Below are 12,673 nucleotides of genomic sequence, written 5' to 3'. Positions count from 1 at the left end.
CCGCTAACCTTACCGCAACGGCCACGCTAGCGGTAGCGTTTTGTCGGGCTATTTTGATCCTGCTCAGCCAGCCATGCCAACTTTTCGCCGATTTTCCCTTCCAGCCCGCGCGAGGTCGGTTGGTAGTAGCGCGTGTTGGCCATTTCGGGCGGGAAGTAGTTCTCGCCGGCGGCGTAGGCGTTGGGTTCGTCGTGAGCGTAACGGTATTCCGCCCCCAGCCCCATTTCCTTCATCAGCTTGGTCGGCGCGTTGCGCAAATGCTCCGGCACGTCATAATCGGCCTGCTCTTTGGCGTCGCGCATGGCGGCCTTGAACGCGGTGTAAACCGCGTTGCTTTTCGGCGCGCAGGCCAGGTAAACAATCGCCTGCGCAATGGCGCGCTCGCCCTCCGCCGGCCCCACGCGGGTGAAACAATCCCAGGCGGCGATCGCCACCTGCATGCCGCGCGGATCGGCGTTGCCCACGTCTTCAGAGGCAATCGCCAACAGACGGCGCGCCACATAGAGCGGATCGCCGCCGGCGGTAATGATGCGCGCATACCAGTACAGCGCGGCGTCCGGCGCCGAACCACGCACCGATTTATGCAGCGCGGAAATCAGGTCGTAATAACGGTCGCCCTTGTTGTCGAAGCGCGCGCTGCGCTCGCCCGACACCTCCTTCAGCAGCTCCGGCGTCAGCACCCGTACGCCTTTGGGGTCGAGTTCCGCCATGTCCGCCATCATTTCCAGGCTGTTCAGCGCCCGGCGCGCATCGCCCCCCACCAGCTCCGACAGCAGGCGGCGCGTTTCCGCCGGCAGCTCGACGTTCTGGCCGCCAAAACCGCGCGCCTTGTCGTTCATCGCCTGATCCAGCACCTGGCCGATGTCTTCGGCGGTCAGCGCCTTCAACAAATAGACGCGGGCGCGCGACAGCAGCGCCGAGTTCAGTTCGAACGAAGGGTTTTCGGTAGTGGCGCCGATAAAGGTGATAGTGCCGTCTTCAATGTGCGGCAGGAAGGCGTCCTGCTGACTTTTGTTGAAGCGGTGCACTTCATCGACGAACAGAATAGTGCGACGGCCGGCGTCGCGGTTTTGCCGCGCCCGCTCGATCGCCTCGCGGATCTCCTTGATCCCGGAGGTCACGGCGGAGATCCGTTCGACGTCCGCCTGACCGTAACGGCCGATCAGCTCTGCCAGCGTCGTCTTCCCTGTGCCCGGCGGCCCCCATAGAATCATCGAGTGCAGTTGCCCGGCCTCGATGGCGCGCGGCAGCGGCTTGCCGGCGGCCAGCAGGTGCTGCTGGCCGATATACTGCGCCAGCGTGGTCGGCCGCATACGCGCGGCCAACGGCTGGAACTCGTTCTGGGAAAAATCGAGCGACAGATTATTACTCACTTGCACCTCACTGGCGCTGGTCGTCCAGCGTCACCCCCTTCGGCGGGGTAAATTTGAATTTGGCCGGATCGGCGGTGACGTTCTGCTGGCTTTTCAGCGTATAAGCGCTGCGCTGGCCGTCCTGCTCCACCGCGGCGAAGCTGCGGATGGTGCCGCTGTTGGTCACGCTGATGGCGAACTGCTTCAGGTTGCCGCTGGCGGATTTCGGCGTCAGCTCGAAATCATCGCCCTTTTGCTTCACGTTGTACTGCTTCCAGTCGCTGGCATTGTTGCGGGTGATCAGCATAAACGGCGTATTGCCGGTGGCGTTCTTCAGCCAGGTCGCCGTCACCTGCTCAACGAACGGGTTATAGAACCACAGGGTTTGGCCATCGGAGACCAGCACGCTCTCATCGGGTGACGTCATGTGCCAGTTGAACAGGTTCGGCCGCTTCACCCATAGCTCGCCTTCACCCTGTTGCACCGCGGCGCCGTCGGCGCTGGTCACGGTTTGCGAGAAGCTGGCGTGGAAACTGTTCACCTTCGCCAGGCGACTTTGCAGATCCTGTGCGGCGTCGGCCAGCACGGAGGTAGAAGCGAATCCCGAAAGCAGACAGCAGGCAACTAACAGTTTTTTCATTATTCCAGATACCTTATGAAATGCGTTAACCGCAAGGCGGCGCCGTGCGGGTCAAATCAACCCTTTACCCCGTTACTTTACCCGAAGCCGGTGAACGGCCGGTAGGCCAATGTTCCGAGAAGAAACGGGTTTACGCTTCTTTGCACAAGGGCCGCTTAAGCGGCCCTTTCTTATTGAGTTGCAATGGCTAAACGACCATCAATCGTGCCGCGGCGGCGCCAGCACCTCGCGGTTGCCGTTGTGCCCCTGCTCGCTGACGATGCCCTGCGCTTCCATCTGTTCGATGATGCGCGCGGCGCGGTTATAGCCGATGCGGAACTGGCGCTGTACGCCGGAGATGGAGGCGCGGCGTTTATCCACCACGAAATCCACCGCCTGATCAAACAGCGGATCCAGCTCTTCGTCACCGTCCATACCGCCGCCGGCACCGCCCTCGCCGTCTTCACCGCCGCTGAGAATGCCCTCTTTATATTGGGGCCGCTCGCGCGCTTTCCAATCCTTGACCACCGCGTGCACTTCCTGATCGCGCACGAATGCACCATGTACGCGCACCGGGATCGAGGAGTTCGGCGCCAGATAAAGCATATCACCCATGCCCAGCAAGGACTCGGCGCCCCCCTGATCGAGGATGGTGCGGGAGTCGATCTTGCTCGACACGGTAAAGGCGATACGCGTCGGGATGTTGGCCTTGATAAGACCCGTGATCACATCCACCGACGGACGCTGGGTCGCCAGCACCAGGTGGATTCCCGCCGCACGCGCTTTTTGCGCCAGACGGGCGATCAGCTCTTCGACCTTCTTGCCGACCGTCATGATCAGATCGGCGAATTCGTCGACCATCACCACGATGTACGGCTCTTTCTCCAGCACCGGCGGCGTGATGTCCATGCTGTCGGTCGGTTTCCAGAACGGATCCGGGATCGGACGCCCCATCGCTTCGGCCTGATCGACGCGTTCGTTGTAGCCGGCTAGGTTACGCACGCCCAGAGCTGACATCAGCTTATAGCGGCGTTCCATTTCGCCCACGCACCAGCGCAGCGCATTGGCGGCGTCTTTCATGTCGGTGACCACGTCGGTCAACAGGTGCGGAATGCCTTCGTAAACCGACAGTTCCAGCATTTTCGGGTCAATCATGATAAAGCGCACTTCTTTCGGCGTGGCCTTATACAGGATGCTCAGGATCATGGCGTTGACCCCGACCGATTTACCGGAGCCGGTGGTACCGGCGACCAGCAAGTGCGGCATTTTGCCCAGATCGGCCACCACCGGCTCGCCGGAGATGTCTTTACCCAATACGATGGACAGCGGCGACGGGTTGTCGCGGAAGGCCGGGCAATCCAGCACCTCGCGCAGGTATACCGTTTGCCGCTTGGCGTTCGGCAGCTCCAGACCGACATAAGGCTTACCGGGGATCACTTCCACCACGCGCACCGCCGAAGTCGACAGCGAGCGCGCCAGATCGCGCGACAGGTTGGAAATGCGCGCCGCTTTAACGCCCGGCGCCAGATCCAGCTCGAAGCGGGTGATGACCGGCCCCGGCAGGATGTCCACCACGTCGGCTTTCACGCGATAATCGGCCAGGCTGGCCTCCACCAGGCGTGCTTTCTGCTCCAGCGCGAAGGAATCGACCGGCTCCACTTCTTTCGGCGCTTCGGTCAGCAGATCCAGCGTCGGCAGAGGCGTGGTCGGTTTCTGCAGCGGCTGATCGTTGCGCATCAGGAACGGGTGAATCAAGCTGTCCATCGCCGGATGCTGCTCGGCCTGAGGTTGCTGAGGCTGCTGCACCTGCGGCTGTTGCTGCGGCTGCTGATGCTGATATTGCTGCTGCGACGGCTGCTGATACGGTTGTTGCTGCGGCTGCTGGTATTGTTGAGGCTGAGGGTGCGATTGCTGAGGTTGAGCAGCCGGCGCCGCAGGCTCAAACTGGCCGAACGGCACGTCGTCCTCTTGTTCGCTTTCCAGTTCAATGCGCTCTTCAAGCTGCGGCGACAGCGTGAACATCGGCTCGCTTGGACCATCGTCCACCAGATCCGCCATCGGCGAGAAGCTGAAAGCATTGCGGGTATCGACCGGACTGGCGGCCGGCGCCTGCGGAGCAGGCTCTTGCTGGCCATAACGCGCCTGCTGCTGCTCGGCGAATGCCTGACGCAGCGCGGCCTCTTGCCGCGCCGCTTCGTCGTCCTGCTGGTCTTCGCCGTAACGCTGGCTCTGTTGCTCGGCGAACGCTTTGCTCAGCTCAGCCTCCTGCTGAGCCTGTTCATCATCCTGCTCCGACGCGTAGCTTTCGCCGTAGCGCTGGCTTTGCTGCTCGGCGAACGCCTGGCGCAGCGCGGCTTCTTGCAGCGCCTCTTCTTCCTGCGGGTTCGCCGCCGTCAGCTGTTGAGGCTCCGCCTCTGTCTGGCGCTGTTCCTGTTCGGCCGCACGCTGCGAAGGCAGCTTGATGCCGTAGGAAGCCAGCTCACGACGGGTCGGGATGCGCACCGGGTTCGGCCGCGGCAGCTCAGGGCCGATGCCCTGCTTAACCTGCGGATTGCCGTCGCTGGTCGCCGTGAAGGCCGGCATAAAGGTCGCCGCCGCAACGCCCGCAGCAGCGGCTGCCGCCGTATCCGGCTGCGGTTTGGCGCCGGTGGCGCTGAAACCGCTCGAACTGCCGATGTCAACGCTGTCACGCTGTGCGGCGGTAAAATCAAAGGGAGAACGCGCCGGCGGCTGCGGCGCGGCCGGCTCTTGCCAGTTGCCAAGGCGCGGCTCATCGTCATCCTGATAAGGATCGACAGGACGCGTCGCCTTAGGCGCAGGCGTTTCTTCCGGGATCTCGAAGGAATACAGCGGCGGCGTAGCGTCTTGCGCCGGCGCACTTACCGGGTGCTGATTGACCGAGGCCGGCGCGGCCGGCGCCACCGTTACCGACGGCGCCTGAGCGGCGATCGGTGCAGCGACGGGCTCGTGGATCTCTGCCTTCACCGTCGGTGCAGGCGAAGCCACCGGCGCGCTGGGTGCGGCTTCTGCTTCAAACTCGTCATCGTCGGCTCTCAGGCCGCTGAGCAACGGATCGGCGGCGTCTTCCGCCGCCGCTTTGGCGCTTTCGGTAACCGAAGGCGCGGAGAACAGCACGTCGTCATCGGCGGCCGCGGCTCCGACGGCGGTCGCGGCAACCGCTGCGGCGGCACCCTTCCCTGCCTGCTCAGGCTCGTCGTCAACGTAACGCTCGTCATCTTCGAAATAGCGCTCTTCGCGACGTGAGCGATTGGTCATCACCGTCGCAACGCCCAACACCGCCCCGCCGATCTTCTCGGCGATCACCAGCCAGGACCAGCCGGTAAACAGCGTCAACCCCGCCGCCCATACGCACAGCAGCGCCAGCGTAGCGCCGATGCCGTTGAACCACGGCAACATGGCGTTGCTCAGCAGGCTGCCGATCACGCCGCCGGAGGCGAAGTAATAGAGATCGTCAACGTTCAGCGCCGCCAACCCACAGGAGGTGAGCACTAACGCCAGGGTGCCGATCAGGCGCAGGGAAAGCGCGAAATAGTCGATGTAGTCTCTGTTGCTGCGTTGGCGATAAGCCGCCCAGCACAGGACCAGCATGATCGGCGGTATCGCGTAGGCGAGCACCCCGAAGGTGAAGAACAGCGTATCGGCCAACCAGGCCCCGACACCGCCGCCCAGATTGTGAATCGGCTCATGCCACGCGGTCTGCGACCAGCTTGGGTCAGACGGGTTGAAACTGACCAGCGCAGCCATGAGGTAAACGGCAAAAATCGCTACCACGATAAGCACAGCTTCCAGCAAACGCCGGCCACTGCTGAGTCTTTTCAGGGTAACTTCTTTATCTTCTGTATATTCCTGGCTCAAGAAAGGCTCTCCAGGTTCCTGTTAGCTGACATAGCAACAGCGCCGAGAAACTGCCCCGGCGCCGAAACTGTATGAATAAACAGGAGTGTAACCAATTTAATCAGGTTTTGCACCTGCACCTTACCGTGTTTTGATAACCAGACGGTTACTCTGTTTCACTTCTTCCATCACTACGTAGGTACGGGTGTCGTTAACCCCCGGCAAACGCAGCAAGGTTTCGCCCAGCAATTTGCGGTAAGCCGACATGTCCGGTACGCGGGTTTTCAACAGGTAGTCGAAATCGCCGGAAACCAGATGACACTCCTGAATCTCTTCAAGCTTCTGCACTGCCGAGTTGAATTGCTCAAACACATCCGGCGCGCCGCGGTTCAACGTGATCTCCACGAAAACCAGCAGGGACGCATCCAGATAATGCGGGTTCAGCAATGCGGTATAGCCATGAATGAAACCCTGGCGCTCGAGACGGCGCACGCGTTCCAAACATGGTGTAGGGGATAACCCCACGCGCTTCGAAAGCTCGACGTTCGAAATACGCCCATCCTTCTGCAGCTCATTCAGGATGTTGCGGTCGATACGGTCAAGATCTTTACCCGGGCGTTTCTTGTTGTCTGCCATTATTATTGTCTCTCTTATTTTCTTCCGTGCACTTGCCACACCCTAGCCAACGTCAATGTGTAAGGGTTCGTTCCAAGCGAAGACCCGATGCCTGTCATGTGCTTCTTCACTACCATCATTCCACGCCGCGCAGCCTGTCTGTCCAACTCCGCGCAGCGCCGGCAACGATGTTTCGGTCGAGAAAAAATCAGCAAACGCTTGCGCGCCCTGCTCCGCACTCCCGCTGCGTATCGTCGCCTTGCGGCGCAAATACGTACGATTTGCTGGTGTTACGGGGATAATTTCTTCTTCCTATGATGTTTTCGCAAATGCGCAGCGGATTGTCAAAGTAAAAGAAGCAAAATCAGAACAACGTACCGTCATGAAAAGTCTGCATCCCATTTTTGATTATGAATCGCTGGCTGATAAACCCCGGTCGGGAGCGGCGGAAGCCGCAGAGTGCGCCGTTTTTGCACGGTTGGCGATTCGCTGGCCGAATGCGGCTTTGATAAGTTAAATTTCTGCGTTCGACGACCGATTTACCGACAACGGATGCATTAATAGGCGACAACTATCATACAAATCGTTAACAACGTCGCCCGGCGCTTTTTTTACTGCGCCATTTTCCCTACAATCGGCTTCATTGTCCGCCATTGTGGAATAAAGAGGTTATTCATGGGCACGGCTAAACATAGCAAATTACTGATTCTGGGTTCCGGCCCGGCCGGTTACACCGCCGCCGTCTACGCGGCGCGCGCCAACCTGAACCCGGTGCTGATCACCGGTCTGGAACAAGGCGGCCAGCTGACCACCACCACCGAAGTGGAAAACTGGCCCGGCGACGCCGAAGGCCTGACCGGCCCGGCGTTGATGGAGCGCATGCGCGAGCACGCGGAGAAGTTCCAGACTGAAATCGTCTTCGACCACATCAACAGCGTCGATCTGCAGCAGCGTCCGTTCCGCCTGTTCGGCGACAGCGGTGAATACAGCTGCGACGCGCTGATCATCGCGACCGGCGCCTCCGCCCGCTATCTTGGCCTGCCTTCCGAAGACGCGTTCAAGGGCAAAGGCGTTTCCGCCTGCGCAACCTGCGACGGTTTCTTCTACCGCAACCAGAAAGTCGCGGTGGTCGGCGGCGGCAATACCGCCGTTGAAGAAGCGCTGTACCTGTCAAACATCGCCGCCGAGGTTCACCTGATCCACCGTCGCGACAGCTTCCGTTCGGAGAAAATCCTGATCGACCGGCTGATGGAAAAAGTGAAGAGCGGCAACATCGTGCTGCACACCGACCATACGCTGGACGAAGTGCTGGGCGATGAAATGGGCGTGACCGGCGTGCGTATCCGCAGCACCAAAGCGGAGAACGAAACCCGTGAGCTGGAACTGGCCGGCGTGTTCATCGCCATCGGCCACAGCCCGAACACCGGCATCTTCGGCGGTCAGCTGGAGCTGGAAAACGGCTACATCAAGGTGCAGTCCGGCATTCACGGCAATGCGACCCAAACCACTATCCCCGGCGTCTTCGCCGCGGGCGACGTGATGGATCACATCTACCGTCAGGCGATCACCTCCGCCGGCACCGGCTGCATGGCGGCGCTGGACGCAGAGCGTTATCTGGACGGCATCGCCGGCGCAGAAGTCTGCTAAGACGTTTTCATCATCGGCAAAAAGCGGCTCTCGAGCCGCTTTTTTTGTTTCTGGGTTCAGCAATCTCTCCCTCCCATCTGTTATAGCCATATTTGCCCGCTTTATTCTTTTCAGTCTGCCGGGTCACGAGGTAACATGAGGCCTCGCTTGTTTGTCGCCGATTGCGCCAAACACTATTATTTAACAGTACGTTAACCCAGCCCGTAACAAACGGGCGCCGGCGACGCAGACGCATATCTGATGAAAAAAACCAGACAGCAACAGTTAACCCGTTGGCTTAAAACCCAGAGTTCGTTAGCGCAGCGTTGGCTGCGCCTTTCCATGCTGTTGGGGTTGTTCAGCGGCCTACTGATCGTGGCGCAGGCGTGGCTGCTGGCCAGCCTGCTGCACGCCCTGATCATCGAACACATCCCGCGTGAGCAACTGATCCCTTCGTTTATCTGGCTGGCCGTCGCGTTCGCGCTGCGGGCGCTGCTGAGCTGGCTGCGGGAACGGGTCGGTTTTCTGTGTGGGCAGGTGATCCGCCAGCGTATGCGCCGGCAGGTGCTGGATAAGCTGCAGCAACTCGGCCCCGCCTGGATCCAGGGCAAACCGGCGGGCAGCTGGGCCAGCATCATCGTCGAGCAGATCGAGGATATGCAGGACTATTACTCGCGCTATCTGCCGCAGATGTATCTGGCGGTGTTTATCCCGCTGCTGATCTTGATCGCCGTCTTCCCGATCAACTGGGCCGCCGGTTTGATTCTGTTGGCGACCGCGCCGCTGATCCCGCTGTTTATGGCGCTGGTGGGCATGGGGGCCGCCGACGCCAACCGCCGCAACTTTGTGGCGCTGGCGCGATTGAGCGGTAACTTCCTCGACCGCCTGCGCGGCCTGGACACCCTGCGGCTATTCGACCGCGCGCAGGCCGAAACCGCGCAGATCGCCAAATCCTCCGAAGACTTCCGCAGCCGCACCATGGAAGTGCTGCGCATGGCCTTCCTCTCCTCCGGTGTGCTGGAGTTCTTCGCGTCGATCTCCATCGCCGTAGTGGCGGTGTATTTCGGCTTTTCTTACCTCGGCGAACTCAACTTCGGCAGCTATGGCCTCGGCGTAACGCTGTTTTCCGGTTTTCTGGTGCTGATTCTGGCGCCGGAGTTCTTCCAACCGCTGCGCGATCTCGGCACCTTCTATCATGCCAAGGCGCAGGCGGTCGGCGCGGCGGAAGCGCTGGAAACCTTCCTCAGCGCCGAAGGCGAGCAGATGGGCAACGGCACGCGGAAGTTGCCCGCCGATCAACCGCTGACGCTACAGGCGAACGAATTGGAAATTCTGTCGCCGAACGGCGTGTTGCTGGCCGGGCCGCTGAGTTTCACCCTGCAACCGCAGCAGCGCGTGGCGCTAGTCGGGCTGAGCGGCGCCGGCAAAAGTTCGCTGCTCAATCTGCTGCTCGGCTTCCTGCCCTACCGTGGATCGTTGACCGTCAACGGCATCGAACTGCGTGACCTGTCCGCAGAGAACTGGAGGCAGCAGCTGAGCTGGGTCGGGCAAAACCCGCACCTGCCGGCGCAAACCTTGCGCGCCAATATCCTGCTGGGCTGCCCGCAGGCCGACGAAACGCAGCTGCAGCAGGCGGTGGAACACGCCTACGTCAGCGAGCTGTTGCCGTATCTGCCGCAGGGGCTCGACACCGAAGTGGGCGATAACGCCGCCCGCCTGTCGGTCGGCCAGGCGCAGCGCGTGGCGGTCGCCCGGGCGCTGATCGGCCCGCGCCGCTTGCTGCTGCTCGATGAACCGGCCGCCAGCCTCGATGCCCATAGCGAACAACGGGTGATGCAGGCGTTGAATGCCGCTTCGCATCAACAAACCACCCTGCTGGTGACGCATCAGCTGGAAGATACCGAAGACTACGATCAGATTTGGGTGATGGATAACGGGCGTATCGTGCAACAGGGCGATTACGCCACCCTCAGCGCCCAACCGGGCCTGTTCGCCACTCTGATCGCCCACCGCCGCGGGGAGCTTTAATCATGCGCGTGTTGCTGCCGTTTTTGGCGTTGTATCGCCGCCATAGCCTGCTGATTAGCCTGGGCATCATTTTGGCGATCGTCACCCTGCTGGCCAGCATCGGCCTGCTGGCGCTCTCCGGCTGGTTCCTGGCCGCCTCTTCGCTGGCCGGATTGGCGGGTCTGCTGACCTTCAACTACATGCTGCCCGCCGCCGGCGTGCGCGGCGCGGCGATCTTCCGCACCGCCGGGCGCTACGCCGAGCGTGTGGTCAGCCACGACGCCACCTTCCGCGTGCTGTCGCACCTGCGGGTGTTCACCTTCAGCAAGATCCTGCCGCTGACGCCGGGCGGCATCGCCCGTTTCCGCCAGGCCGACCTGCTCAACCGCCTGGTAGCGGACGTGGACACGCTGGATCACCTTTATCTGCGGGTGATCTCGCCGCTGATCAGCGCGGCGGTGGTGATCCTGGTCGTCACTTACGGCCTGAGCTGGCTGGATCCTGCACTCGCCCTGACGCTGGGCGGCATTCTGCTGCTGTTGCTGCTGCTGGTGCCGCCGGTGTTCTATCGCGCCGGCAAACCGATCGGCGGCCAACTCACCGCGCTGCGCGGCCAATACCGCACCGACCTGACCGCCTGGCTGCAGGGGCAGGCGGAACTGGTGGTGTTCGGCGCCGTCAACGACTTCCGCCAGACGCTGAACGCCACCGAACAGCGGTGGCAACGCCGCCAGTGGCAGCAGGCCTCGCTGAGCGGCAAGGCGCAGGCGCTGATGATCCTCGCCAGCGGGCTGACGGTGACGCTGCTGCTGTGGCTGACCGCCGCGGGCATCGGCGGCGATACCCAACCCGGCGCGTTGATCGCGCTGTTTGTCTTCGCCGCGCTGGCGTCGTTCGAAGCGCTGATGCCGGTGGCCGGCGCCTTCCAGCATCTCGGTCAGGTGATCGCCTCCGCCACGCGGGTCAAACAGATCATCGATCGCCAACCGGAAGTCACCTTCCCTGCCGCCGGCCCGGCCGCTGCCGATCGGGCGCAGCTCAGCCTGCAGCAGTTGAGTTTCACCTACCCCGATCAGCCGCAGCCGGTGCTGCGCGACGTCACGCTCGAGGTGGCGGCCGGCGAGCACATCGCCTTGCTCGGCCGCACCGGCTGCGGCAAGTCCACCCTGCTGCAGCTGCTGACCCGCGCCTGGCGCACCGACGGCGGAAAAATTCTGCTCAACGGCGAACCGCTGGAGGATTATGATGAAACCACGCTGCGCCGAATGACCACGGTCGTCAGCCAGCGAGTGCATATCTTCAGCGATACGCTGCGGGAAAACCTGCGGCTGGCCGCACCGGATGCCGACGACGCTCGCCTGAGTGACGTACTGCAGCAGGTGGGGCTCGGCAAATTGCTGGCCGGCGACGGCGGGCTGAACGCCTGGCTCGGCGAAGGCGGCCGGCAGCTGTCCGGCGGCGAACAGCGTCGGCTGGGCATCGCCCGCGCGCTGCTGCATCCGGCCCCGCTGCTGCTGCTTGACGAACCGACCGAAGGGCTGGACGCCGAAACCGAGCAGCAGATCCTGGCGCTGCTGCGCCGGCATTGTCAGGGCAAGACGCTGATCCTGGTGACGCACCGCCTGTACGGCCTGGAACATCTCGACCGCATTTGCGTGATGGACGACGGCCGGATTGTCGAACAGGGCAATCACGCGGACCTGATGCGCCAGCAGGGCCGCTATGCCCGCTTTCGCAACCGTATCAGCAACCTGGCGCCTTAATCGGCCCGTAGAGGACGCAGAGACCCTGTATGCGCATCGTTAAGCTTTCCCCCCAGTCGCTGGCGTTTCCCTCGCCTGAGGGCGCCCTGCGCGATCCCAATGGCCTGCTGGCGATCGGCGGCGATCTCACGGCGCCGCGGCTGCTGGCGGCCTATGAGCGCGGCATCTTCCCCTGGTATTCGCCGGGAGAGGCCATCCTGTGGTGGTCGCCCGACCCGCGTGCGGTGCTGTTCCCGGCCGAGTTTCATCTTAACCGCAGCCTGAAACGCTTTCTGCGCCACGATCCGTTTCGCATCACGCTCAATCACGACTTCGCCGCGGTGATCGCCGCCTGCGCCCACCGGCCGGATGAAGGCACCTGGATCGGCCCGGAGGTGCAGCGCGCCTATCAGCATCTGCATCGCCTCGGCTACGCGCACTCGGTGGAGGTCTGGCAGGATGATCAACTGGTTGGCGGCATGTACGGCGTGGCGCAGGGCGCGTTGTTCTGCGGCGAATCGATGTTCAGCCGCGTCACCAACGCCTCAAAATGCGCATTGATGGCCTTTTGCCGCCATTTTGCCGCTTATGGCGGGGAATTGATTGACTGCCAGGTGCTGAACGCTCACACTGCCCGCCTTGGCGCGCGTGAAATTCCGCGCCGTCAATTCTTGCAGCAGCTCAGCACCCTTCAACGGCGGCCTTTGGCACCGGCGTGCTGGGCGCCGCAAGTCATATCCCCACAGCCGGTTGAACCGCCCTATCCAGTAAACTAATTGATGGAAACGGTGCAATGTTCACCGACACATCTTTACATAATGGGGGTTTTTCGGCATTATCTTGCCGGTTAAAAACTA

9 protein-coding genes are annotated in these 12,673 nt (G+C 62.0%); 5 read left to right on the top strand and 4 right to left on the bottom strand.

Features of this window, described 5'->3' with window-relative positions; genetic code table 11:
* Positions 1 to 26: 26 nt before the first annotated feature.
* The 4 genes from ACP3TA_RS14170 to lrp all read right to left on the bottom strand — a co-directional run bounded on the left by ACP3TA_RS14170 (position 27) and on the right by lrp (position 6,462).
* Positions 27 to 1,313 (bottom strand): replication-associated recombination protein A, encoded by a 1,287-nt coding sequence (locus ACP3TA_RS14170; protein ID WP_050594446.1) that lies wholly within the window; start codon positions 1,311 to 1,313, stop codon positions 27 to 29.
* A gap of 67 nt (positions 1,314 to 1,380) precedes the next feature.
* On the bottom strand, positions 1,381 to 1,992 hold the full coding sequence (lolA, locus tag ACP3TA_RS14165) for an outer membrane lipoprotein chaperone LolA (protein ID WP_033642555.1): 612 nt from the start codon (positions 1,990 to 1,992) through the stop codon (positions 1,381 to 1,383).
* A 198-nt stretch (positions 1,993 to 2,190) separates the two neighbouring features.
* Positions 2,191 to 5,847, bottom strand: coding sequence for a DNA translocase FtsK 4TM domain-containing protein (locus ACP3TA_RS14160; RefSeq protein WP_206196416.1), 3,657 nt, complete (start codon positions 5,845 to 5,847; stop codon positions 2,191 to 2,193).
* 120 nt (positions 5,848 to 5,967) lie between these two features.
* On the bottom strand, positions 5,968 to 6,462 hold the full coding sequence (gene lrp, locus ACP3TA_RS14155) for a leucine-responsive transcriptional regulator Lrp (RefSeq protein ID WP_004928318.1): 495 nt from the start codon (positions 6,460 to 6,462) through the stop codon (positions 5,968 to 5,970).
* A gap of 55 nt (positions 6,463 to 6,517) precedes the next feature.
* Between lrp and ACP3TA_RS14150 the strand changes: the two genes are divergently transcribed.
* The 5 genes from ACP3TA_RS14150 to aat all read left to right on the top strand — a co-directional run bounded on the left by ACP3TA_RS14150 (position 6,518) and on the right by aat (position 12,592).
* A complete protein-coding gene (locus tag ACP3TA_RS14150) occupies positions 6,518 to 6,958 on the top strand; it encodes a hypothetical protein (RefSeq protein WP_129993320.1) in 441 nt (146 codons plus the stop codon).
* Positions 6,959 to 7,116: 158 nt separating this feature from the next.
* The gene (trxB, locus tag ACP3TA_RS14145) at positions 7,117 to 8,088 is read left to right on the top strand and encodes a thioredoxin-disulfide reductase (protein ID WP_019454557.1); all 972 of its coding nucleotides are present in this window, start codon (positions 7,117 to 7,119) and stop codon (positions 8,086 to 8,088) included.
* Between the two features lie 240 nt (positions 8,089 to 8,328).
* Entirely contained in the window at positions 8,329 to 10,095 is a 1,767-nt protein-coding gene (gene cydD, locus ACP3TA_RS14140; protein ID WP_060659712.1) for a heme ABC transporter permease/ATP-binding protein CydD, read from the top strand.
* A 2-nt stretch (positions 10,096 to 10,097) separates the two neighbouring features.
* Complete coding sequence (cydC, locus tag ACP3TA_RS14135; protein ID WP_197815431.1) at positions 10,098 to 11,837, top strand: heme ABC transporter ATP-binding protein/permease CydC; 1,740 nt, start codon at positions 10,098 to 10,100, stop codon at positions 11,835 to 11,837.
* Between the two features lie 29 nt (positions 11,838 to 11,866).
* A complete protein-coding gene (gene aat / locus ACP3TA_RS14130; RefSeq protein ID WP_033642550.1) occupies positions 11,867 to 12,592 on the top strand; it encodes a leucyl/phenylalanyl-tRNA--protein transferase in 726 nt (241 codons plus the stop codon).
* Positions 12,593 to 12,673: the final 81 nt, after the last annotated feature.

The sequence above is a fragment of the Serratia sp. 2C06 genome, assembly GCF_050037615.1.
Taxonomy (GTDB): domain Bacteria; phylum Pseudomonadota; class Gammaproteobacteria; order Enterobacterales; family Enterobacteriaceae; genus Serratia; species Serratia ureilytica.
The sequence above is the reverse complement of the archived record's forward strand: the minus strand, read 5'-3'. Positions and strand labels throughout refer to the sequence as shown.

What these genes read in the sequence shown, in the direction of transcription:
- aat (WP_033642550.1), top strand. Translation starts at nt 11,867, where the DNA reads ATGCGCATCGTTAAGCTTTCCCCCCAGTCGCTGGCGTTTCCCTCGCCT.
- lrp (WP_004928318.1), bottom strand. Translation starts at nt 6,462, where the DNA reads ATGGCAGACAACAAGAAACGCCCGGGTAAAGATCTTGACCGTATCGAC.
- cydC (WP_197815431.1), top strand. Translation starts at nt 10,098, where the DNA reads ATGCGCGTGTTGCTGCCGTTTTTGGCGTTGTATCGCCGCCATAGCCTG.
- trxB (WP_019454557.1), top strand. Translation starts at nt 7,117, where the DNA reads ATGGGCACGGCTAAACATAGCAAATTACTGATTCTGGGTTCCGGCCCG.
- cydD (WP_060659712.1), top strand. Translation starts at nt 8,329, where the DNA reads ATGAAAAAAACCAGACAGCAACAGTTAACCCGTTGGCTTAAAACCCAG.
- ACP3TA_RS14170 (WP_050594446.1), bottom strand. Translation starts at nt 1,313, where the DNA reads ATGCGGCCGACCACGCTGGCGCAGTATATCGGCCAGCAGCACCTGCTG.
- ACP3TA_RS14150 (WP_129993320.1), top strand. Translation starts at nt 6,518, where the DNA reads ATGTGTAAGGGTTCGTTCCAAGCGAAGACCCGATGCCTGTCATGTGCT.
- lolA (WP_033642555.1), bottom strand. Translation starts at nt 1,992, where the DNA reads ATGAAAAAACTGTTAGTTGCCTGCTGTCTGCTTTCGGGATTCGCTTCT.